Origin of the sequence: Cereibacter sediminicola, assembly GCF_007668225.1 — a bacterium.
GTDB classification, from domain to species: Bacteria; Pseudomonadota; Alphaproteobacteria; order Rhodobacterales; family Rhodobacteraceae; genus Cereibacter_A; species Cereibacter_A azotoformans.
The window spans coordinates 48854-70329 of the sequence record NZ_VDEK01000009.1 but is presented as its reverse complement, the minus strand read 5'-3'; the positions used below and the strand labels follow the sequence as shown (position 1 = coordinate 70329).

General features: G+C 68.3%; 28 protein-coding genes. 7 read left to right on the top strand and 21 right to left on the bottom strand.

Annotated features, from left to right (window positions below; genetic code table 11):
* Nucleotides 1–14: 14 nt before the first annotated feature.
* Together FG154_RS08510 and polA are read left to right on the top strand one after the other, a co-directional pair.
* Nucleotides 15–194, top strand: coding sequence for a zinc-finger domain-containing protein (locus tag FG154_RS08510; RefSeq protein ID WP_145106556.1), 180 nt, complete (start codon nucleotides 15–17; stop codon nucleotides 192–194).
* 47 nt (nucleotides 195–241) lie between these two features.
* On the top strand, nucleotides 242–3055 hold the full coding sequence (gene polA / locus FG154_RS08505; protein ID WP_145106554.1) for a DNA polymerase I: 2814 nt from the start codon (nucleotides 242–244) through the stop codon (nucleotides 3053–3055).
* A 69-nt stretch (nucleotides 3056–3124) separates the two neighbouring features.
* Here the strand turns inward: polA and FG154_RS08500 are convergent, their stop codons facing one another.
* From FG154_RS08500 to nth, 3 genes are all read right to left on the bottom strand, one after another.
* Nucleotides 3125–3508 (bottom strand): HIT domain-containing protein, encoded by a 384-nt coding sequence (locus tag FG154_RS08500; RefSeq protein WP_145106552.1) that lies wholly within the window; start codon nucleotides 3506–3508, stop codon nucleotides 3125–3127.
* A 367-nt stretch (nucleotides 3509–3875) separates the two neighbouring features.
* On the bottom strand, nucleotides 3876–4868 hold the full coding sequence (locus FG154_RS08495; RefSeq protein WP_145106550.1) for an adenosine kinase: 993 nt from the start codon (nucleotides 4866–4868) through the stop codon (nucleotides 3876–3878).
* On the bottom strand, nucleotides 4865–5509 hold the full coding sequence (nth, locus tag FG154_RS08490) for an endonuclease III (RefSeq protein ID WP_145106548.1): 645 nt from the start codon (nucleotides 5507–5509) through the stop codon (nucleotides 4865–4867). The genes FG154_RS08495 and nth overlap by 4 nt, the downstream gene beginning before the upstream one ends.
* A 112-nt stretch (nucleotides 5510–5621) precedes the next feature.
* On the opposite strand from nth, the gene FG154_RS08485 reads away from it, so the two are divergent.
* The 3 genes from FG154_RS08485 to FG154_RS08475 all read left to right on the top strand — a co-directional run bounded on the left by FG154_RS08485 (nucleotide 5622) and on the right by FG154_RS08475 (nucleotide 8141).
* On the top strand, nucleotides 5622–6470 hold the full coding sequence (locus FG154_RS08485; RefSeq protein WP_145106546.1) for a methylated-DNA--[protein]-cysteine S-methyltransferase: 849 nt from the start codon (nucleotides 5622–5624) through the stop codon (nucleotides 6468–6470).
* Nucleotides 6471–6584: 114 nt separating this feature from the next.
* A complete protein-coding gene (locus FG154_RS08480) occupies nucleotides 6585–7271 on the top strand; it encodes a YiaD family glycine zipper/OmpA-like lipoprotein (protein WP_145106545.1) in 687 nt (228 codons plus the stop codon).
* Nucleotides 7272–7373: 102 nt separating this feature from the next.
* Nucleotides 7374–8141, top strand: a complete 768-nt coding sequence (locus tag FG154_RS08475; protein WP_145106543.1) for a FadR/GntR family transcriptional regulator — start codon at nucleotides 7374–7376, stop codon at nucleotides 8139–8141.
* A 110-nt stretch (nucleotides 8142–8251) separates the two neighbouring features.
* Here FG154_RS08475 and FG154_RS08470 read toward each other — a convergent pair whose 3' ends face one another.
* From FG154_RS08470 to FG154_RS08450, 5 genes are all read right to left on the bottom strand, one after another.
* Nucleotides 8252–8806 carry a F0F1 ATP synthase subunit B gene (locus FG154_RS08470; RefSeq protein ID WP_145106671.1) on the bottom strand — a complete coding sequence of 185 codons (555 nt, stop codon included), beginning with the start codon at nucleotides 8804–8806 and terminating at the stop codon, nucleotides 8252–8254.
* A gap of 5 nt (nucleotides 8807–8811) precedes the next feature.
* Nucleotides 8812–9354 carry a F0F1 ATP synthase subunit B' gene (locus tag FG154_RS08465; protein ID WP_145106541.1) on the bottom strand — a complete coding sequence of 181 codons (543 nt, stop codon included), beginning with the start codon at nucleotides 9352–9354 and terminating at the stop codon, nucleotides 8812–8814.
* 69 nt (nucleotides 9355–9423) lie between these two features.
* Nucleotides 9424–9660: a F0F1 ATP synthase subunit C gene (locus FG154_RS08460; protein ID WP_002721372.1), complete on the bottom strand. Its 237-nt coding sequence runs from the start codon at nucleotides 9658–9660 to the stop codon at nucleotides 9424–9426.
* Nucleotides 9661–9711: 51 nt separating this feature from the next.
* Nucleotides 9712–10497 (bottom strand): F0F1 ATP synthase subunit A, encoded by a 786-nt coding sequence (locus FG154_RS08455; protein ID WP_145106539.1) that lies wholly within the window; start codon nucleotides 10495–10497, stop codon nucleotides 9712–9714.
* A 3-nt stretch (nucleotides 10498–10500) separates the two neighbouring features.
* A complete protein-coding gene (locus FG154_RS08450; RefSeq protein ID WP_145106537.1) occupies nucleotides 10501–10836 on the bottom strand; it encodes an AtpZ/AtpI family protein in 336 nt (111 codons plus the stop codon).
* Between the two features lie 207 nt (nucleotides 10837–11043).
* Between FG154_RS08450 and FG154_RS08445 the strand changes: the two genes are divergently transcribed.
* Nucleotides 11044–11397, top strand: coding sequence for an ArsR/SmtB family transcription factor (locus tag FG154_RS08445; protein ID WP_145106535.1), 354 nt, complete (start codon nucleotides 11044–11046; stop codon nucleotides 11395–11397).
* A gap of 5 nt (nucleotides 11398–11402) precedes the next feature.
* On the opposite strand, the gene FG154_RS08440 is transcribed toward FG154_RS08445, so the two are convergent.
* The 13 genes from FG154_RS08440 to FG154_RS08380 form a co-directional block, all read right to left on the bottom strand.
* On the bottom strand, nucleotides 11403–12212 hold the full coding sequence (locus FG154_RS08440; RefSeq protein ID WP_145106533.1) for a division plane positioning ATPase MipZ: 810 nt from the start codon (nucleotides 12210–12212) through the stop codon (nucleotides 11403–11405).
* 258 nt (nucleotides 12213–12470) lie between these two features.
* Nucleotides 12471–12692, bottom strand: a complete 222-nt coding sequence (gene rpmE / locus FG154_RS08435; protein WP_011907252.1) for a 50S ribosomal protein L31 — start codon at nucleotides 12690–12692, stop codon at nucleotides 12471–12473.
* A gap of 12 nt (nucleotides 12693–12704) precedes the next feature.
* The gene (gene rplS, locus FG154_RS08430) at nucleotides 12705–13079 is read right to left on the bottom strand and encodes a 50S ribosomal protein L19 (RefSeq protein ID WP_145106532.1); all 375 of its coding nucleotides are present in this window, start codon (nucleotides 13077–13079) and stop codon (nucleotides 12705–12707) included.
* Between the two features lie 48 nt (nucleotides 13080–13127).
* A complete protein-coding gene (gene trmD, locus FG154_RS08425; protein ID WP_145106530.1) occupies nucleotides 13128–13964 on the bottom strand; it encodes a tRNA (guanosine(37)-N1)-methyltransferase TrmD in 837 nt (278 codons plus the stop codon).
* Between the two features lie 57 nt (nucleotides 13965–14021).
* Nucleotides 14022–14873, bottom strand: coding sequence for a hypothetical protein (locus tag FG154_RS08420; protein WP_145106527.1), 852 nt, complete (start codon nucleotides 14871–14873; stop codon nucleotides 14022–14024).
* 95 nt (nucleotides 14874–14968) lie between these two features.
* On the bottom strand, nucleotides 14969–15478 hold the full coding sequence (gene rimM / locus FG154_RS08415) for a ribosome maturation factor RimM (RefSeq protein WP_145106525.1): 510 nt from the start codon (nucleotides 15476–15478) through the stop codon (nucleotides 14969–14971).
* A 97-nt stretch (nucleotides 15479–15575) separates the two neighbouring features.
* Complete coding sequence (gene rpsP, locus FG154_RS08410; protein ID WP_011907248.1) at nucleotides 15576–15926, bottom strand: 30S ribosomal protein S16; 351 nt, start codon at nucleotides 15924–15926, stop codon at nucleotides 15576–15578.
* Nucleotides 15927–15966: 40 nt separating this feature from the next.
* The gene (locus FG154_RS08405; RefSeq protein ID WP_011907247.1) at nucleotides 15967–16263 is read right to left on the bottom strand and encodes a chorismate mutase; all 297 of its coding nucleotides are present in this window, start codon (nucleotides 16261–16263) and stop codon (nucleotides 15967–15969) included.
* A gap of 38 nt (nucleotides 16264–16301) precedes the next feature.
* Nucleotides 16302–16862 carry a GNAT family N-acetyltransferase gene (locus FG154_RS08400; protein WP_145106523.1) on the bottom strand — a complete coding sequence of 187 codons (561 nt, stop codon included), beginning with the start codon at nucleotides 16860–16862 and terminating at the stop codon, nucleotides 16302–16304.
* Nucleotides 16859–17389, bottom strand: a complete 531-nt coding sequence (locus FG154_RS08395; protein ID WP_145106521.1) for a GNAT family N-acetyltransferase — start codon at nucleotides 17387–17389, stop codon at nucleotides 16859–16861. Before FG154_RS08395 ends, FG154_RS08400 begins: the two co-directional genes overlap by 4 nt.
* Entirely contained in the window at nucleotides 17386–17922 is a 537-nt protein-coding gene (locus FG154_RS08390; protein ID WP_145106518.1) for a GNAT family N-acetyltransferase, read from the bottom strand. The genes FG154_RS08395 and FG154_RS08390 overlap by 4 nt, the downstream gene beginning before the upstream one ends.
* A gap of 76 nt (nucleotides 17923–17998) precedes the next feature.
* Nucleotides 17999–19504, bottom strand: a complete 1506-nt coding sequence (ffh, locus tag FG154_RS08385; RefSeq protein ID WP_145106516.1) for a signal recognition particle protein — start codon at nucleotides 19502–19504, stop codon at nucleotides 17999–18001.
* Between the two features lie 320 nt (nucleotides 19505–19824).
* On the bottom strand, nucleotides 19825–21048 hold the full coding sequence (locus tag FG154_RS08380; RefSeq protein WP_145106514.1) for a glycosyltransferase: 1224 nt from the start codon (nucleotides 21046–21048) through the stop codon (nucleotides 19825–19827).
* A gap of 220 nt (nucleotides 21049–21268) precedes the next feature.
* On the opposite strand from FG154_RS08380, the gene FG154_RS08375 reads away from it, so the two are divergent.
* The gene (locus FG154_RS08375; protein ID WP_145106512.1) at nucleotides 21269–21475 is read left to right on the top strand and encodes a hypothetical protein; all 207 of its coding nucleotides are present in this window, start codon (nucleotides 21269–21271) and stop codon (nucleotides 21473–21475) included.
* Nucleotide 21476: the final 1 nt, after the last annotated feature.

Sequence of the window (21476 nt, the reverse complement as noted above, 5' to 3'; positions counted from 1 at the left end):
AGGAGCCCGCCCGCATGCCCATCGACGCCCCCGAGACAGTCGTCGTTTCGACCTGGAAGGTCGCCTGCGACGGAGGCGAGGGTGCACTCGGCCATCCGCGCGTCTGGCTGACGATCCCGCACGAAACCGGCTTCGTCGAATGCGGCTATTGCGACCGCCGCTTCGTGCATGAAAGCTTCGCGCAGGCGAGGTGACCGAAGGGCCCTTCTCGGGGCAACCGATTCATTCCGGGGAGGGCGCCATGACGTTCGGCAAGGGCCACCATCTGCATCTCATCGACGGGTCGGCCTTCATCTTCCGCGCCTATCATGCGCTGCCGCCGCTGACGCGGAAATCCGACGGCCTGCCGGTGGGCGCGGTCGCGGGCTTCTGCAACATGCTGTTCCGCTATGTCGAGAACAACAAGGGCCCCGACGCGCCGACCCATGTCGCGGTGATCTTCGACCATTCCTCGAAGACCTTCCGCAACGAGATCTACCCGCTCTACAAGGCACAGCGCCCCGAGCCGCCCGAGGATCTGCGCCCGCAGTTTCCGCTGACGCGCGAGGCGACGCGGGCCTTCAACATCCCCTGCATCGAGACCGAGGGCTTCGAGGCCGACGACATCATCGCGGCCTTGGCCTGCCGCGCGCGGGAGGCGGGAGGCACCTGCACGATCCTGTCCTCGGACAAGGATCTGATGCAGCTGGTGGGTGACGGGGTCGAGATGCTCGACCCGATGAAGAACAAACGCATCGGCCGCGACGAGGTGATCGAGAAGTTCGGCGTCCCGCCCGAGCGGGTGGTGGACGTGCAGGCGCTGGCGGGCGATTCCGTGGACAACGTGCCGGGCGCGCCGGGCATCGGGATCAAGACCGCGGCGCTTCTGATCCAGGAATATGGCGACCTCGAAGGCCTGCTCGCGCGGGCGGGCGAGATCAAGCAGCCCAAGCGCCGCGCCGCCATCGAGGACAATGCCGAGCAGATCCGCATCTCGAAGCGGCTGGTGGAACTGGATTGCAACACGCCGCTCGACGTCACGCTCGACGAGCTTGAGGTGCGCCTGCCGGTGGCGGACGATCTTCTGGGCTTCCTCAACCGGATGGAGTTCCGCACGCTGACGACCCGTGTGGCCGCGAGCCTGAAGGTCGAGCCGCCCCCTGCCCCCACCGCCTTCGTGGTCCAGAACGAGAGCGTGCCCGAGATCGTCGAGCAGGTCGAGGCGGCGCTGCCCTTCGACACCGCGGCCTACGCCTGCGTGCGCGATGCCGAGGCGCTGGCCGCTTGGATCGCGCGCATCCGCGAGCGCGGCCATGTCGCCATCGACACCGAGACCACCAGCCTTGACGAGATGCGGGCCGAACTGGTGGGCATCTCGCTCTGCGTCGAGGCGGGCTCGGCCTGCTACATCCCGCTCGGCCACCGCGCGGGCGGAGGGGATCTGTTCGGCAGCTCGGATCTCGTGGCCGACCAGATCCCGCTCGATCTGGCGCTCTCGATGCTGAAGCCGGTGCTGGAGGATGAGGCGATCCTCAAGATCGGCCAGAACATGAAGTATGACGCCAAGATCTTCGCGCGTCACGGCATCCGGGTGGCGCCGATCGACGACACGATGCTGATGTCCTACGCCATGCACGCGGGCCGTCACGGGCATGGCATGGACGAGCTGTGCGACACCTACCTCGGCCACAAGCCCATCGCGATCAAGACGCTGCTGGGATCCGGCAAGAGCCAGATCACCTTCGACCGGGTGCCGGTGGATCAGGCGGTCTGCTACGCCGCCGAGGATGCCGATGTGACGCTGCGGCTGTGGCGGCTGTTCAAGCCGCAACTCCACCGCGCGCGGGTGACGACGGTCTACGAGACGCTGGAACGCCCGCTTGTCCCGGTGCTGGCCGAGATGGAGATGGCGGGCGTTCAGGTTGACCGCGATACGCTCTCACGCATGTCCAACGCCTTCGCGCAGAAGATGGCCGGGCTCGAGGCCGAGATCCACCAGCTGGCGGGCGGCCCGTTCAACGTGGGCAGCCCCAAGCAACTGGGCGAGATCCTGTTCGAGAAGATGGGCCTGCCGGGCGGCACCCGCGGCAAGAACGGCGCCTGGGGCACCGGCGCCGACGTGCTCGAGGATCTGGCCGCCGAGGGGCACGACCTGCCGGCGCGGGTGCTCGACTGGCGCCAGCTCTCCAAGCTGAAATCGACCTATACCGACGCGCTGCAGGAGCACATCCACCCCGACACGGGGCGCGTCCACACCTCCTATTCCATTGCGGGGGCGAACACCGGCCGCCTCGCCTCGACCGATCCGAACCTGCAGAACATCCCCGTCCGCACCGAGGAAGGCCGCCGCATCCGCGAGGCCTTCGTCGCGCCGAAAGGCAAACTGCTGGTCAGCCTCGACTATTCCCAGATCGAGCTGCGGATTCTTGCCCATATCGCCGACATCCCCGCGCTGAAGCAGGCCTTCCGCGAGGGCCACGACATCCACGCCATGACCGCCTCCGAGATGTTCAACGTGCCGCTCGAGGGCATGGACCCGATGGTGCGCCGCCAGGCCAAGGCGATCAACTTCGGCGTGATCTATGGCATCTCGGGCTTCGGCCTCGCGCGGAACCTGCGCATCCCGCGCGCCGATGCCCAGGGCTTCATCGACCGCTATTTCGAGCGCTTCCCCGGCATCCGCGCCTACATGGACGAGACGATCGCCTTCGCGAAGGCGAACGGCCATGTGGAAACCCTGTTCGGTCGCAAGATCCACACGCCCGAGATCAATGCCAAGGGGCCGGGCGCAGGCTTTGCCCGGCGCGCCGCGATCAATGCGCCCATTCAGGGCACCGCAGCCGACGTGATCCGCCGGGCGATGATCCGAATGCCCAGGGCCATCGCGGGGATGCCCGCCACCATGTTGCTGCAGGTCCATGACGAACTGCTGTTCGAGGTGGAGGAAGAGGCGGTGGATGCGGTGATCGAGCGCGTGCGCGAGGTCATGGAAAGCGCGGCCGAGCCGGCCGTCAAGCTCACCGTTCCGCTGACGGTGGATGCGGGCCGCGGACCGAACTGGGCCGCGGCGCACTGAATCTCGGAGCACTGAGCCGCGGCGCACTGGGCCTTGGGGGGCCGAAGCTGCCGCCCCCCAAGCGCAGCATCAGTCGCGGCGTGACAGCATCGGGCCAAGCGGGCGGCCGGCGAGGATGTGCATGTGATAGTGCGGCACCTCCTGAACGGCATCGAGACCGGCATTCGAGACCGTGCGGAATCCGTTGCCGCCATCGGCGGGGCTGATCCCGAGCATGGCGCAGACCTGCGCCGCCGTGCGGTGGAAGTCCACGATCTCATCGGCGCTGGCTTCGGAGGCGAAATGGTCGAAGCAGACATAGGCGCCCTTGGGAATCACCAGCACATGCTGCGGCGTCTGGGGCCGGATATCGCGGAACGCGAGCGTATGTTCGGTTTCAAGAACCGTGTCGTTCGGAATCTCGCCACGCAGGATGCGCGCGAAGATGTTCTGGGGGTCGTAGTGATGGGGCATGTTTCAATCCAGGAACAGGTAGTCGGTGGCAACGGTTTCCTGCGCCAGAGCCTCCGAGATCGCGAGGAACTCCGCAAGGGGGCGCGTGTTCATTGGCCGCGCCCTCGTCCAGCCGGACGGCGCCAATTGCGAAACCGTCGCCTGCCCTGCAGCCACGCCCTGTTCCGAAGCCCGAGGAGTCGCCCCCAGAACCCACACCGCAACCGGCCGCGATGCCAGCGCCACGATCAGCCAAAAGGCGGGATCGACCCGACTCAGGCCCATGCCCGACCGGGAGACGCACTTTGCCCCGTCCGCGGCAGCGGCGCGCGCCGATGGCCCCGGCGGGGCCTGAGGCGCGCGCCTCCGCCCCTGCCGGTGACGCCGTTCAGAGCGCCCCGTGCGTGCGGAACAGCGCGCGCAGGTCCGCCTCCGGCCGTGCGCCGATGTGCGAGATGACCTCGGACGCCGCGATGCAGCCCATGCGGCCCGCCGTCTCGTGGCCATGACCGTTCACCAGCCCCCAGAGGAACGCGCCCGCAAACAGATCGCCCGCCCCGGTCGCATCCACGATCCGGGTGGGAATGGCCGGCACATGCCAGTCCTGGCCATCGGCGAGGATATGGGCGCCCTTCTCGCTCTCGGTGCAGGCGACGATTGCCACCTCGGCGGCGGCGGCCTTCAGCGCGGCGCCGAAATCGTCAGTCTGATACATCGACAGGATCTCGGCCCTGTTGGCGAACAGCAGGTCCACATCCTCGCGGATCATCCGGCGAAAGGCGTCGCGGTGACGCTCGACGCAGAACGGGTCTGACAGGGTCAGCGACACCCGCCCTCCCGCGCCCCGGCAGGCGGCGATGGCCTTGGCGAAGGCCGCATGGCTGTCCGGCCCGTCAAAGCGGTAACCCTCGAGGTAGATCCATTCGGTCGAGGCCATCTGTGCCGCGTCGATGTCCGACGGCGTCAGGAACTCCGACCAGCCGAGATAGGTGTTCATCGACCGTTCGCCGTCCGGCGTCACCAGCACGATGCAGCGGCCGGTCTCCTGCTCGGACGCCTTCGGCGCAAGCGGCGTCTCATAGACCGCGCCCTGGGCGCGCAGATCGTGGGCGAAGATCGCGCCAAGCTGGTCATCGCAGACCTTGCCGACATAGGCCGTGCGCCCGCCAAGCTGGGCCACGCCCGCAATCGTGTTCGCGGCCGACCCGCCCGAGATCTCCTGCGCGGGCCCGATCCGGCCGTAAAGGTCCACCGCGCGCCCCATGTCGATGAGCTGCATGATCCCCTTGCCGATGCCATTGGCCGCAAGAAAGTCCTCGTCGCAATGGGCGAGCACATCGACCATCGCATTGCCGATACCAACGATCTGGAACTGTTTCATGCCGTCTTTTCCTCGTAAGGGCAGAGATCGCGGATCGGGCAGATGCCGCATTTCGGTTTGCGCGCGACGCAGATGTAGCGGCCGTGCAGGATGAGCCAGTGGTGCGCGTGAAGCGCGAAGGGTGCGGGCACATGATCCTCGAGCGCACGCTCGACCGCCTCGACATCGCGGCCGGGGGCGATGCCGGTGCGGTTGGCCACGCGGAAGATGTGCGTATCCACCGCCATCGCCGGCTGGTGGAACCACATGTTCAGCACCACATTCGCCGTCTTCCGCCCCACCCCCGGCAGCGATTGCAGCGCAGCCCGCGACGCGGGCACCTCGCCGTCGTAGTGATCGACCAGCAGGTGGCTCAGCGCGATGACATTCCTGGCCTTGTTGCGGTAGAGGCCGATGGTGCGGATATGCTCGGTCAGCCCCTCCTCGCCCAGCTCCAGCATCTGGGCAGGCGTCGTCACCCGGGCAAAGAGCGCGCGCGTGGCCTTGTTCACCCCGGCATCCGTCGCCTGCGCCGACAGCGCCACAGCCACGAGCAGCGTGTAGGCGTTCACATGTTCAAGCTCGCCCTTCGGCTCCGGCTCCAGCGCATGGAGGCGGGTGAAGATCTCGTGGATCGTGCTGTAATCGAGTTGGCGCGCCATTGCCGCAACCTATGCCCGAGGCCGCGGGGCGGGGCAAGCGAAGCCGCAGGTTTCGGGTCGCGGCGGCCCGTCGCGGCCGCTAGGGTCGGCACAGCAGATCCGAGGAGCCGCCATGACCGACAGCCTCGCCCCCGAGCGCCCCGCCTATCATTACGCCGTCATCGCCCGCGCGCTCGCCGAGATCGACGCGGGCGGCCCCGGCCTCTCGCTCGAGGATCTGGCGGGCCGGATCGGCCTCAGCCCGGCGCATTTCCAGCGCATCTTCTCGCAATGGGTCGGCGTGTCGCCCAAACGCTACCAGCAGTATCTGACGCTGGACCATGCGCGCCGGCTTCTGGCCGAGCGGTTTACCGTGCTCGACACGGCCCTGGCCACGGGCCTGTCCGGGGCGGGCCGGCTCCATGACCTGTTCCTGCGCTGGGAGGCGATGAGCCCGGGCGACTTCGCCCGCGCCGGCGCGGGCCTCGAGATCCGCTGGGGCGTCTTTCCCTCCCCCTTCGGCGAGGCACTGGTCATGGCCACGCCCCGCGGCATCTGCGGCCTCGCCTTCTGCGCCGAGACGGGCCGCGAGGCCGCCATGGCCGACCTCACCGGCCGCTGGCCCGCGGCGCGGTTCGTCGAGGCCCCCGCGGAGGTGGCGCCCATGGCCGAGGCGGCCCTTGCGGGCGGGGCGGCCGACCTGCACCTGATCGGGGCGCCGTTCCGGATCAAGGTCTGGGAGGCGTTGCTGCGCATCCCCTCGGGCCATGTCACGACCTATTCCGAGATCGCCCAGGCCATCGGCCATCCGGCCGCGGTGCGCGCTGTCGGCACGGCCGTGGGGCGCAATCCTGTCTCGTTCCTCATTCCGTGCCACCGCGCCCTGCGCAAGTCCGGGGCTCTGGGCGGCTATCACTGGGGCCTGCCGGTCAAACGCGCCATGCTGGCCTGGGAAGCCGCGCGGGCGGACGCAATCGCGTGATCTCGGCAGCTTTTCGCCATGCTGCCGCAGGGAACCCTCTCCCTCGCCTGTCGCTTGTGCGATATGCAGGGGCGCACCCATCTCCGGGAGCCAAGGACAAATCGTGAGGCGGCAATGAAGATCGTGAAATCCCCCTTTGTGCTGATGACGGCCGGCGTCGTGCTTCTGGCCGGCTGCGACCCCTACGCCAGCGGCGGCAATCCCGGCATGGGCGCGCCCGGCAGCTACACCCGTGAGAACCCCCGCGCGTCGGCCGGCATCGCCACCGGGGCGATCCTCGGTGGCCTCGTCGGGGCCTCGGCCAGCGACAACAAGCTCGAGAAGGCCGTGGTCGGCGCGACAGTGGGCGGCATCCTGGGCGGCGCCGTGGGCTCGGCGCTCGACCGTCAGGCCGCGGACCTGCGCAACTCGATCGGCAACAACCAGGTGAGCGTGACCAACACCGGCTCGGAGCTGGTCGTGACCATGCCGCAGGACATCCTCTTCGCCACCGACAGCGCGAACCTCCGGCCCGACCTGCAGCGCGATCTCGGCGCGGTGGCGCAGAACCTGCTGCGCTACCCGAACTCCACGATCATGGTGGTGGGCCACACCGACAGCACCGGCTCGGCGGCCTACAACCAGGACCTGTCCATGCGCCGGGCCCAGTCCGTCGCGGGCGTCCTGATCGGCAACGGCGTGCCCTCCTACCGGGTCGCAGCCCTCGGCCGCGGCGAGGATCAGCCCATCGCCTCGAACCTGACGCCCGAGGGCCGCGCCCAGAACCGGCGCGTGGACATCATCATCCGCCCGACCAACTGACGGACGGCGGGCCTTCGGGCCCGCCCCCCTTCTGGGGACGCCTTTCCCGTTGAGCTTCTGCCCCTGCGGTCATAGATTCAGACCGGTTCGAGGGGAGCTTTGATGCCATTCCAGAAGATCCAGTCCGAAAAGCTGTCGCAGAGCGTGATGCGACAGATCGAGCTTCTTATCCTGCGCGGCATTCTCCGGCCCGGAGAGCGGCTGCCCTCGGAGCGGGATCTCTCCGAGCGGCTGGGCGTCTCGCGCCCCTCCCTGCGCGACGCGATCGCCGAACTGCAGGAGCGGGGGCTGCTGGTCAGTCGCCCCGGCTCGGGCATCTTCGTCGCCGAGGTGCTGGGATCGGCCTTCGCCCCCGCGCTGGTCGAGCTGTTCGCCAGCCATGAAGAGGCCGTGTTCGACTATATCGACTTTCGCCGCGATCTCGAGAGCCTCTCGGCCGAGCGCGCGGCGAGCCGGGCCTCCGACACCGACCTGCAGGTGATCGACACGATCTTCCGCAAGATGGAGGCCGCGCATCTGAAGCGCGATCCCTCGGACGAGGCGGCGCTCGATGCGCAGTTCCACATGGCCATCATCGAGGCGAGCCACAATGTCGTCATGCTGCACATGATGCGCTCGATGTTCGACCTGCTGCGGAGCGGGGTGTTCTACAATCGCCAGATGATGTTCCGGCAGCGCACGACGCGCGAGTCGCTGCTCGACCAGCACCGGCGCATCAACGCGGCCCTCCAGGCGCGCGATCCGCAAGAGGCGCGGGCGGCGGTGGAACTGCACCTCGGCTATGTCGAGAAGGCCGTGACCGAAGGGCTCCGCGCCGACCGGCACGAGGCGGTGGCCCGGCAGCGGCTCGAGCACGAGAAGAACCGCTAGCGCGGACGCCCCTCGCAGGCAGGCCAAGGGCGTCGCATACGGGATGAGACCGGCACATGACAAAGGCCCGGTCCTCGCGGACCGGGCCTTGCCTTTGATCTGTCAGCCGCTCAGTGGAAGCGGGCTTCCACTTCCTTGATCGACTCGTCGATCGAGGCCGAGGTCGCCGCCGGCGTCATCTGGCGGGCCAGCACGTCCGACGCCGCGGCCACGGCGACCGAGATCGCCTGCTCGCGGATCGCCCGCACCGCACCGGCCTCCGCCGAAGCGATCTGGTCCTCGGCCGCGGCAAGACGCCGGGCGATCGAGGCCTTGAGGTCGGCCTTGGCCTGCTCGGCCGCGGCCTGCGCCTCATCGCGCGCCGAAGCGACGATACGGGCCGCCTGCTCCTGCACTTCCTTCTGCTTGCGGTCGTAGGAGGCGAGGATGGTCCGCGCTTCCTCACGCAGGGCGCGGGCCTCTTCCAGCTCGCTGCGGATCTGCAGGGCGCGCCTGTCCAGCATCCCGAGGATGCGGCCCGGCACCCTGGCATAGACCAGGATCCCCATGAAGATGAGGAAGGCGAGCGTCACGATGAAGTTCGTGTTCGACAGCGAGAAGAACGGCCCCGTGGCCGCCATCGCCGGCGAAGCGGCAAGCGCCGCGAGGATCGAGAGCTTCTTCATCCCGCTCACCCCTTCATCCGGGCCGAGACGGCCGCATCGACACTGGCCGCGTCGGACTTGCCGCCCAGAGCCGCAACAAGCGCCTCGGCCGTATCCTTCGCCACCTCGGTCACGCTTTGCAGCGCGCCCGCGCGGATCTCGGAAATGCGAGACTCGGACTCGGCCGATTTCGCGGAAATTTCGGCATCGGCCTTCGCCGTGGCCTCGGCCAGTTCGGCCTGGATGGCCGCCCGGGTCTCGGCAATGATGGCCTGAGCTTCGGCACGGGCCTTCGCCAGCGCCTCGTTATAGGCTTTTTCGGCCAGAACGGCCTTCTGCTTCAGCTCTTCGGCCGCGGCCAGATCGTTGGTGATCGTGCCACGACGTTCGGCGAGAACGGCCCCGATCCGGGGCAGAGCCACCCGCGTCAGCAGGAAGTAGATCGCGACCAGTGTGACCAGAAGCCAGAAGATCTGGTTCGGCCAGTAGTCGAAGTTGAGCTGCGGCATGCCAACGGCTTGCCCAGCGTGGCCGGCCGCACCCGCCGCTTCATGCACTTCGGTTTCCATCTCGTTCTCCTGCAGCCCCGATGCTCCGGCCGGAGGGGCGCGAGGCCCGCCCGGCCGGGTTCGCCGTCATCAGACGGCGAACATCAGCAGGAGCGCGATCAGGAACGAGAAGATGCCGAGGGCTTCCGCGAAGGCGATGCCGACGAAGAGGTTCGCCATCTGGCCCGGAGCGGCCGACGGGTTGCGGAGGGCGCCGGCGAGGAAGTTGCCAGCGACGTGGCCCACGCCGATACCAGCACCGCCGAGGCCGATGGTGGCCAGGCCCGCGCCGATGAATTTGCCCATTTCTGCGATATCGCCTTCCATAGCATTCAGCTCCTTGGTGGAATGGTCAATTGAGGGTTTTCGGGTCCGACCTCAGTGGTGGGCGTCGCCCACCGCGTCACGAAGATAGACGCAGGTCAGGATGGTGAAGACGTAGGCCTGCACGACGGCGACCAGCAACTCGAGCGCATAGATCGCGGTCACGGCGCCGACGACAACCGGCGAGACCACCGCGATCGAGGCAAAGCCCGCGATCACCTTGATCACCGCGTGGCCGGCCATCATGTTGCCGGCAAGTCGGATCGAGTGGCTGACGGGGCGCACGAAGTAGGAGATCACCTCGATCACGGCCAGGACCGGACGGATGGCCAGCGGCGCCGAGGTCACCCAGAACATCTTGAGAAAGCCGGGGCCGTTCTTCATGAAGCCGAGCGCGGTCACGCCGACGAAGACCATGAGCGCGAGTGGCACGGTCACGGCCATGTGGCTCGTGGTGGTGAAGGAGAGGGGCAGCAGGCCCAGCACGTTCCCGCAGAGTACGAAGAGGAACAGCGTCATCACATAGGGGAAGTATTTCACCCCCTCGTGGCCGGTCACTTCCTCGACCATGTTGTGGATGAAGCCATAGAGCAGTTCCGCGACCGACTGGCTGCGCGAGGGCACGATCGCCCGCCGCCGGGTGCCGAGCACGAGGATCGCCGCGATCACCAGCACCGCGATCGCCATCCACATGGTGACATTGGTGATGTCATACCAGTGGATGTTGGTGGTGCACTCGTTCATCGGCGAGGTGCTCTCCGTGTGGCAGAAGAGCTTCCTCACGATGAACTGGTCCATCGGGTGAATGGCCAACCCGGTGTGCTCGACTTCCGTTTCCACGCGTCAATCCCCTCTTGCAGACGTGTCTGCCGTCCTGTCCCGATCCGACACCTGAAGCTGCTGCGCGGTCCGCAGCATTGTCTTCACCCCGGCGACGAACCCCAGCAGGGCGAAGATCATCAGGAAGATGGGCATCGTGCCGAACATCCAGTCCAGCCCGTAGCCGATCGCCAGACCCAGCACCATGCCGGAAACCAGTTCGATCACCATCCGCCAGGCAACTTCACCCTGCGAAAATCCCTTGCCTGCCGTCGAACGCCCGTTCCTGCGGCCCGTGCTCGCCTTCGCGATCCGCTCTTCCAGCGCCCGCAGCCGGTCGGGATCGGGCTCTTCCGCCATCCTGAGCGTCCCTTCAACAGTCCCGGCCTTCCTAAGCAGGGGTCGGCACCGAGTCAAGCCGCCATTTCCCAACGCCTTCCCATTGAAACTCAAAGATTTTCCCAACATCCCGATCGCGCACGGGCGGCGGTTTGGGCGCTAACGGACACCCCGCCCACATTCAACCTCGAGGTTGACGATGCCGCGGCGGCGCGTCACACCAAGGCCATGACCGGCGCGCTCGACATCATCTTCTCGGCCCTGGCCGACCCGACGCGGCGGGCCATCCTGACCATGCTGCTCGAGGACGACATGGCCGTGACCGACGTCGCGCACCCGTTCGACATGTCGCTCGCCGCCATCTCGAAACATCTTCAGGTGCTGGCCGAGGCGGGCCTCATCACGCAGGAAAAGCGCGGTCGGGTCAAATGGTGCAAGCTGGAACCCGACGCGCTCAAGGCGGCCTCCGTCTGGATGCAGGGCTTTGGCCAGTTCGAGCCGGTGAACCTCGACGCGTTCGAGCGGTTTCTGGCGCGCGAACTGGACGAGCGCCACGAGCCCCCGGACGCCCCCCTGCCCTGAGCCATTCAGAAGTCGGGCTTCACACCGGGCAACTTCAGTTCGATCAGCAGGTCGCGCACCTCCTGCCGCGCCGCGACGTTCGAGAGGCTGAGCTGCTCCACCCCGGTGTCGCGGAGGTCGAGAAGCGTCAGGCCGCGCGGAAAAAGCTCGCGGAAGATCACCCGCTCGGAAAAGCCCGCCGCGACGCGGAAGCCGATCCGGCGCGACAGATCCTCGAGTGCGGCGCCAACCTTCTTCTTGTTGTGCATCTGCTGGGCCCCGAGGCGGTTGCGCAGCACGATCCAGTCGATCGGCTTGAGCCCGGCCTGCGCGCGGAACTGCCGCGCGCTCCAGACCATCTCGGCGTAGATCGAGGGCCCCTTGACCTTGCCGCTCTCGGGATCAAGGCGGGCGAGCAGGTCGAAATCGACGAAACTGTCGTTCAGCGGGGTCACCAGCGTGTCCGCGAGCGAGTGGGCCACCTGGCTCAGCCGCGTGTGCGAGCCGGGGCAGTCGATCAGGATGAAGTCCGAGACCGGGCCGAGATCGGCCATGCCCTTGGCAAGCCGCACGTCGAGCGGGTTCTCTCCCTCGGGCACCTCGCCCTCCTCGACGTCGGGCAGGAGCCGGTAGTCGGGCATCGGCAGGGCAAGCCCGGAGCTGGCTGCAAAGGCCTGCCGGTTCTCGACGTAGCGGCCGAAGCTACGCTGGCGCAGATCAAGGTCGAGCGCGCCCACGCGGAAGCCGAGCCGCACAAGCGCGGTCGCCACATGCATGCAGGTCGTGGATTTGCCCGAGCCGCCCTTCTCGTTGCCCACCACGATGATATGCGCCACGGGAAGCCCTCTTTACTTGCCCCTCCGTCCGCGACTAGCCGCTGTCTCTCATCGGCGCAAGGGCACGGGGGGCCGCGGCCCCATTCCCGCGGGCAGGCATGGCGCGAAGAGCGCAGCCGACGAGGCGACGGGCGCGGGACCGCCATCAGGCGCGGATCGACGCGGGCCGGTGGTTCGGCGGCGACCGCGTGCCGAAGGCTCCGCTCCAAAGGAAAAGGGCGCACCCGAGGCGCGCCCTTCGCAGAAGTGGATCCGGGCTCAGAAGCCGAGGCCGGCGTACTTGTTCTTGAACTTCGACACGCGGCCCCCGGTGTCCATCAGCTTGGCGGTGCCGCCGGTCCAAGCGGGATGGGCGAGCGGGTCGATCTCGAGCGCCATCTGTTCGCCTTCCTTGCCCCAGGTCGAGCGGACCTGGAACACGGTGCCGTCCGTCATCTTGACGTCGATCATGTGGTAGTCGGGGTGGATGCCCTTTTTCATCGGCGCCGCTCCTTACTCGGATTTTTCTTTGTAGTTCGTCACTTCCGCGATCCGGGCCGACTTGCCGCGGCGCGAGCGGAGGTAGTAGAGCTTCGCCCGGCGGACGCGGCCGCGACGGACAACCTCGATCGAGTCGATGTTGGTCGAGTAGAGCGGGAAGACGCGCTCGACGCCTTCGCCGAACGAGATCTTGCGCACGGTGAACGAGGCCGAGATCGTGTTGCCGCCCTTGCGGCCGATCACGACGCCTTCGTAGTTCTGCACGCGCGAGCGGGTGCCTTCGGTCACCTTGTAGCCGACGCGGACGGTGTCGCCGGCCTTGAAATCCGGGATGGTCTTGCCGAGGGCGGCGATCTGCTCGGCCTCGATCTGCGCGATCAGGTTCATCGCAAGTCCTTTCCTTTGCTCGCGGTTTCCCCGCGAAGTGATGCCGCCTCAGAGCTCTCGGTCTTCGTCCGGGTCCCTACCCTGCGCCGCAAGGTAAGCCCGCCAGAGATCAGGCCTGCGTTCCTTCGTCAGCCTTTCGGCCTCGGCCTTCCGCCAGCGGGAGATGTTCGCATGATGGCCGGAAAGAAGAATCTCCGGGATCGCGCGATCCTGCCAGACGGTCGGCCTCGTGTACTGCGGAAATTCAAGAAGTCCCTCCGAAAAGGATTCCTCTTCGGTGGAGACATGATTCCCGAGCACGCGCGGTATAAGCCGCACGGTGGCGTCGATCAAGGCCTGAGCCGCGATCTCGCCCCCCGTCAGGACGAAATCCCCGAGGCTCACTTCCTCGACCGCGTAGGCATCGAGGACGCGCTGGTCCACCCCCTCGAAACGGCCGCACAGAAGCGTCAGCCCCTCGGCCTGTGCCCAGGCGCGCGCCATGGCCTGACTGAAGGGACGGCCGCGCGGCGACAGATAGACGACGGGCCAGCGCGACCGCTCGGGCGGGGTTCCCACGGCCGCGGCATCGAGCGCGCGGGCCACGATATCGGCCCGCAGCACCATGCCCGCGCCCCCGCCCGCGGGATTATCGTCCACGTTGCGGTGCTTCCCCTCGCCAAAGGTGCGCAGGTCGATCGTCTCGAGCGCCCACAGACCCATGTCCAGCGCCTTGCCGGTCAGCGACAGGCCCAGCGTGCCGGGAAAGGCCTCGGGAAACAGGGTCACGACGCGCGCCTGCCACGCGCCCTTCAACGTCGGAGGCCCGCCCAGCTCGCGCGGCTGCAACGAGGGGCGGATGGCAAGTCGGCCATGGGAACGGGGAACGTCGGGTCTGTCGCTCATGGCCGTGGTATGGGCGAAGCCGGCCTTGCGGGCAAGGGCGGAAGCCCGCCCTCTGCGTCAGGCGGCCCGGCGCCGGCCGATCCGGTCCAGCGCCGTCGCACGGGAGGCCGCGGCCCGCAAATCCGCGATCGAGGGACAGTCGCCCTCGGCCTGCGGGCGCTGCTCCAGCAGGTCGCGCAGCCGCAAGGTCAGCAGGTGGAGGAGGCTCCGGTCGTCCCCCGCCACGCGCAGGGCGCGCACGGGCTCGGCCCGATGCTGGCAGGTGTCGGCAGTGGCCACCGAGGTGGCCTGCAGGATCAGCGCCCGGCGCGCGGCACGGGCCGGCCCGTCGGCCGCCCCTATCCCCCTGTCGAGCGCATCGAGCAAGGCGGCACTCGTCAGCGCGGGCGCCAGCGCCACGAGCCGCCGCATCAGCTCGACCTCGCCGGTGTCGTCCGGCAACCGCAGGAAGGGCGCCACGAGCCGGTCCGCACGCTGCCCCTCCAGCTCGACCGCCAGCTCTTCCGGCACCTCCTCGAGGTAGCCGCGGGCGAAGGCCAGCCGCTCGGGATCGAGAGCCAGCCGCGACAGCGGGATAGACACCAGCGCCAGCGCGAGCGGCAGGGATACCGGGATGGTCACGTCGGGCAGAAAGCTCCCGATGCCGCGGCCGATGGCGTGGAGCAGCACGACGAGGAAGGTCTGCATGGCCACCGTGGCAGCGACCCGGACGACCGAACCCGGCCCTCGCCAGCCGGCCCGATTGCGCGGCCACTGCGCGGGGCGCATCACCATCGTCCAGAGGAGGAAGAGGGCCACGAAAGCCGGGACGACGGGCCAGGGATGCCGGCCGACACCGGCAAACAGGGGCCCGAGGTAGAGAAGCGCCGTGAACAGCAGCGAAAGACGGAGTTGAAGCCCGAGCGGCATGGGATCACCTTTTGCGGTCCGGCGGACAGCATCCCGGGCAAAAATGGTGAAGGTTTGGCAACCGCGGGCTGATTGCGCGGCGCCCGAGGCGGCCCTTATTCGAGACCTTCGGGCGGGTCGGCCACGATCCGTCCGGCGGACAGATCCACCGTCGGCACCACGGCACGGGTGAAGGGCAGCAGCAGCGCCTCGCGCCGGCCCGCCCCCGTCACCTCGAGGATGTCGCCCGCGCCATGATTGTGCACCGCATGGACACGTCCGAGCAGGGCGCCGCCGGTGTCGCGCACCTCGAGCCCGATCAGGTCGGCATGATAGAACTCGTCATCCCCAAGCGAGGGAAGCCGGTCCCGATCGGCATAAAGCTGCACGCCGCGGAGCGCATCGGCCTCTTCCTTGGTGGCCACCCCGGTGAGGCGCGCTCCCAGGGCCCCGGCGACCGGGCGGGTGAGGGTGATGCGAAAGCTGCGGCTGCCGTCTTCGGTGAAGAGCGGGCCGTAGGAGGCGATGTCGGACGGCTCGGCGCAGAAGGATTTCAGCCGCACCTCGCCCTTCACGCCGAAGGCTCCGGCGATGGCACCCACACAAAGGCGGTCGGTCCTGGTCATGTTCGGCCCCGGATGCAACGATGCCGCGACGGGCCGGGCCTTCACGCCCGAACCCGTCGCGGGAAGGTGGCGGCCCGCGCAGGGGCCGCCTGCCCGATCACTCGGCCGAAGCCGCGGCGCGCTCGGCCTTCTTCTTGGCCAGTTCGGCCATGCGCTTGCCCGGCACGGCGGCCTTGGGGTTGTTGCGCACGGCCTTTTCCTTCAGGCCGGCGGCCTCGAGGAAGCGGGCGACGCGGTCGGTCGGCTGGGCGCCCTGCGAGAGCCAGTACTGAACGCGCTCGACGTTCATCTTGATGCGGTCCTCGCTGTCCTTGGCGAGCAGCGGGTTGTAGGTGCCGAGCTTCTCGAGGAAGCGGCCGTCGCGCGGCATGCGGCTGTCGGACGCGACGATCGAATAGTGCGGACGCTTCTTCGAACCGCCACGGGCGAGACGGATTTTCATAGCCATGAGTCTTCTCCTGTCTTGGCTTTTGCCGGGCAGAACCCGGTCATTTCTGCAGTTTCTCGTGATGCCTGATGACTTCGGAAATGATGAAGTTCAGGAATTTCCTTGCAAACTCCGGGTCGAGGTCGGCCTCTTTCGAGAGCCATTCCAGCCGCTCGATCTGGCGCGCCTCGCGCGCGGGATCCGAGGGCGGAAGATCGTGCTCGGCCTTGAGCCGGCCGACCGCCTGGGTCTGCTTGAACCGCTCGGCGAGCGTATAGACGAGGATCGCGTCCAGCCGGTCGATGCTGTCGCGATGTTCGCGCAACAGCGCCTGGGCGCGGGCAGCAGCGTCGGTCATGGGAACGGGACCCTCTGGATTGTCGGAACAGGGGACACTCATACAGGCAACTCCGGCACGGGGTGACGGTACACGAGCACGCCATCCAGCGTGCCGGGATCGGGACGGGCGCCAAGCCTCTCGGCCAGCCGGCGCGACCGGAAATTCTCGGGTGCGATGCAGGAGACCAGCCCCGGCAGCCCCAGGGCGCGGAACGCATGGGCGCGCGCGGCCTCGGCCGCTTCCTGCGCGTAGCCCTGCCCCTCGGCCTCGGCGGTGAAGAGGAAGCCGAGTTCCGGCTCGGGGTCGCCCGGCTCCATCCCGATCAGGACGAAGCCCAGAAGCCCGCCCCGCCCCTCGACCGACCAGAGCCCGTGGCCGCGCAGCAGCCAGGTGGCCACCATGCGGCAGAAATCGTCCCAAGCCTCGGCCGGGTCCATCGGGCCGCCGACGTGGAGCCCGCGGTCCGAGCTCATGATCTCGGCATAGGTGCCGAAGTCGTCGAGCCGGGGCGCGCGCAGCCGCAGCCGCGCCGTCCGCAGTTCCGGCAGGGCCGCCGCGATGCCCGCGGCCTGAATCGCCGCCTCGCGGGTCAGGGGATGGGTCCAGGGCTGCCTCATCCGCGCGCCTCCGAGCCCGGATGCCGGAACACCAGAGCGGGGCCGTCGCCGGGGAAGGATGCGCCCTCGTCACGCACAGCGCCCAGCCGCTCGGCCAGGGCAAGCGAGCGGACATTGTGCGGATGGATGTAGCTCACCGCCGTCTTCCAGCCGAGGTTCTGAAAGGCATGGCGGCGCGCGGCCTCGGCCGCCTCGCGGGCGTAGCCCTGCCCCTCGCCCGCCTCGGAAAAGACCGACCAACCGATCTCCTGCTCGGGCCAGCCTTCGGGATACCAGGGCCCCGCCATGCCCAGCGCCTCGTCGCTGCCGCGCAGGGTAAAGATGAACATGCCGTAGCCGCGCAGCACCCAGTGGCCGACCATGTGGCCGAAGGCGCGCCAGGCCTTGTCCCGCGTGAGCGTGCCGCCGATGAAGCGGACCCGGTCGGACGTGAGGAAGCCTGCGACCGGCTCCCAGTCGCGCGCGGCGGGCATCCGCAGCGTCAGCCGCTCGGTCGTGATGGCGGGGCTGCCGGTGACGGCGATCATGCGTAGGCCTCCATCCCGCCATCCTCTTCGACCGGATGGCGGTAGATGTGGATGAGGCGCCCGCCCTCCTCCATGACCCGCTCGAGCGTGGCGCCGAGGCGCCGGACGAGCGAGAGGCTGCGAAGGTTCTCGGCATCGATCATGGTGATGAGAGGCCCCATCCCCATCTTGCCCTGCATGTGGTCCCGCACCGCCAGGGCCGCCTCATAGGCATAGCCCTTGCCCTCGTGCCCCTCATAGAGGTGCCAGCCCAGCTCGGGCTCGGGCCAGCCGATGTGATTGATGACGCCGACGCGGCCGACGAAGGCGCCCCCGCGGGTGTCCACCGACCACATGCCGTAGCCGCGCAGGGCCCAGTGGCCGATCCCGGCCAGGAAGATCCGCCAGGTGCCGAAACTGTCCTGCCGCCCACCGATGAAGCGCGTGCGGTCGCTGGCGCCAAAGGCGATCATGGCGGGCAGATCGCTTTCGCGCGGTCCGCGCAGGACGAGCCTTTCGGTCTCGATCACCGGGATGGGGAAAGGAAGGCTCATGCGCGCACCCACGGCCCATGCGCCGACACCCGCGAGCAGGCGGGATCGGTCGCAAAAGCGGACTGCGCGCGAGCCATCATTTCTTCTTGCCCATCCCGAGGCCCGAGAGGCCCGGCGGAAGCTTCATCCCGCCCGGCATCCCCGGAAAACCACCCATGCCGCCGGGCATCCGGCCCTTCATGGCGGCGGCCGCGGCCTGCATCTCTTCGGGGCTGATGTTGGACATGTCGGGCGCACCGCCCTTGCCCATCATCTGCTTGAGGGCCTGCTTCATCATGCCCCCCTTGCCCATCTTCTTCATCATGTCGGCCATCTGCCGGTGCTGCTTGAGCAGGCGGTTCAGCTCCTGCACCTCGAGACCCGCGCCGGCCGCGATCCGCTTCTTGCGGCTGGCCTGCAGAAGGTCGGGGTTGGCCCGCTCCTTCCTGGTCATCGAGTTGATGAGCGCCACCTGCCGGCGGATGAACCTGTCGTCGAAGCCCGCCTCCTCGGCCGCCTTCGACATCTTGCCCATGCCGGGCATCATGCCCATCATGCCCTGGATGCCGCCCATCTTGAGCATCTGTTCCAGCTGCATCTTCAGGTCGTTCATGTTGAAGAGGCCCTTCTGGAACCGCTTCATCATCTTGGCGGCCTGCTCGGCCTCGAACGTCTCCTGCGCCTTCTCGACGAGGGCCACGATGTCGCCCATGCCGAGGATGCGGCCGGCGATCCGCTCGGGCTCGAAGGTCTCGATGGCGTCCATCTTCTCGCCCAGACCCACGAAGCGGATCGGCTTGCCGGTGACGGCGCGCATCGAGAGCGCCGCACCGCCGCGGCCGTCGCCGTCCATCCGGGTCAGCACCACGCCCGAGATGCCGACCTTGCCGTCGAACTCGGCCGCGACATTCACCGCGTCCTGCCCGGTCAGGCCATCGACCACCAGCAGTGTCTCGCGCGGCTGGGCGAGGTCGCGGACGGCCTGAACCTCGTCCATCAGCACTTCGTCGATGTGCAGACGGCCGGCGGTGTCCAGCATGATGACGTCATAGCCGCCCATCGACCCCTGGGTCTTGGCGCGCTTGGCGATCTGCACCGCGGTCTCGCCCTTGACGATCGGCAGCGTGTCCACCCCGATCTGGACGCCGAGGATCTGCAGCTGCTCCATCGCCGCCGGGCGGTTGGTGTCGAGCGAGGCCATCAGCACCCGCTTGCCCTGCTTCTCGCTGAGCCGCTTGGCGAGTTTCGCCGTCGTCGTCGTCTTGCCCGAGCCCTGCAGGCCCACCATCAGGATCGTCGCCGGCGGGTTGTCGATCTTCAGCGCATCCGCCGGCCCGTCGCCGCGCAGCACGGTGACCAGCTCGTCATGGACGATCTTCACGACCTGCTGGCCCGGCGTCACCGACTTGGTGACGCCCTGCCCGGTCGCCTTCTCCTGCACCCGCTTGACGAAATCGCGCGCCACGGGCAGCGAAACGTCGGCCTCGAGCAGCGCGACGCGCACCTCGCGCAGCGCGGTCGCCACGTCGTCCTCGGTCAGCGCCCCCTGCTTGGTGAGCCGCTCGAACACGCCGCCAAGGCGTTCGGACAGACTTTCGAACATCGCGGTCTCCCCCGACCTGTTGAACTCTGCCCCGACCTAGGACGGGACGGCCAAAATAACAACGGCACCCATGGGCGCATCGCGCTGATGGGTGGCGATCCCGGACAAGCACCGGGACCGGAGGCTCCAACGGAACTCCGGAAATCCCTGCGGCGATACGCCTGCCGGCGCAGAGAGTCAACCCCGCCTGGCCGGAACGGCACACCACCAGCACCCGGCGCAACATCCGCATTCCAGCGCGAGGCGCCGAGGTGCAAGGCCCGCCCGTTCAGGGTCTTCAGCCTGCTCCCGGAATCAGGCGGGCCGCCCGTTCGGGCCCATCAGCCCCCATCGGCGACCTGCCCCGCTTGGTGCGTGAAGGAGATCAGCTGCGCCAGCCTCGTGGCCTCGCGGTTGATGTCGTGCCGCTCCAGCACGCGGAGGCGCGCGAGGCGGCCCATCTCCTCCAGGTTATCGAGCGATGTCCCGGCGAGGCGCTCGATCGCACGGGCGAGCGCCCTCGCATCGCCGGCGGGCACGAGATGGCCCGTCTCCTCGGGCAGCACCAGCTCGGGGATGCCCGCCACCATCGTGCCGATCACCGGACGGCCGGCGGCCATCGCCTCCATCACGACCATCGGCAAACCCTCGGCAAAGGAGGGCAGGATCAGCGCCTGCGCCGCGGCCAGCTCTTGACGGACCCGGCTCTCGTCGGTCCAGCCGGTAAGGGTGACACGGCGCGCAAGCCCCAGCTCGGCGATCATCGCCTCGATCAGGCCGCGCAGCGGGCCGTCTCCCACCAGCGTGAGATGCAGGTCGGGAAGCTGCGGAGCGGCCAGCGCGATGGCCTCGATCAGGAGCGCGAAGCCCTTCTGCTCGGTGATCCGGCCGACCGCGACGAGGCGCGGCCCGTTCGCCGGCAGGGGCAGGCTCTCGGGGAAGGCTTCGGGCTCGATCCCGCAATGGACGACATGGATGCGACGCCAGTCGGCCGGTTCGGCCCACCTGTAGAGCTGGCTGCGCCCGTAGGAACTGACGGCGACCGTGAAGGCCGCGCGTTGCATCTTGATCGTCAGGTTGAGGGCGACGGGCGAGTCGAACTCGTCGGGGCCATGAACGGTGAAGCTGAAGCGGGGACCGCCAAGGGCCTCGCACAGCATGGCAATGCTGGCAGCGGCACCGCCGAAATGGGCGTGGACATGGGTGATGCCGAGCATCCGGGCCCGCTGCGCAAGATGGGCGGCAAAGACGAGAAACACGGCATGGCGGAGCCGGCCGCCCTGCGAGCCGCAGCGCGCCGCGAGCCGTATCCCGCCCCAGCCGTCCCGCGGGTGCCGGACGAGCCAGCCCAGCGCCGAAAGGAGGAGGCGAAAGGGCGGCTCGCGCAGCAGATGTTCCGTGGCGTCGTCCTCATCGAAATCGGCCGGATCCGCCAGGGCCGCACGTTCGCTTCGCACCGCGAAGCGGTGGATCCGGTGGCCCGCCCTTTCCAGCGCGCGGATCTCGCGGCGGATGAAGCTGTAGGAGGCGCGGGGATAGGTATTGACGAGATAGCCAAGGCGCATTTCTGGAAAACCGGCGAAAGAATGATCCCTGATTAGGCCGCTGCCGGGCCTCTGCCTAGTCCCGCGGCCGAGTGACGCTGCGGGAGGCGCCGTCGGCGGGATCATCCGAAAGAAGAGGTCTTGCCACGATTGCGCCGCAAACCTTCCGCCAATTTGCGCAGATTGGCCCTCAGCTTCAGCCCAACGACCAGCATTCCCTTTACCAGCAGAGGATTTGCCGATGGCCTTTGGAATCGTCTTCTCCAGCCTCGTTTCGGGCCTGAGCCTCGCCGTCTGGGCGCTGTGGCAGGGCTATCCGATCCCTGCAGCCGTGCTTCTGCACATGATGGGTGGAACGCTCGGGGCCGTGCTGTTCCTCGGCATCGCCATGATGCGCCCCGCCGCGCGGCAGCCCTACCTGCGGGCAGAGGGCGGCGCGGCCAACTGAG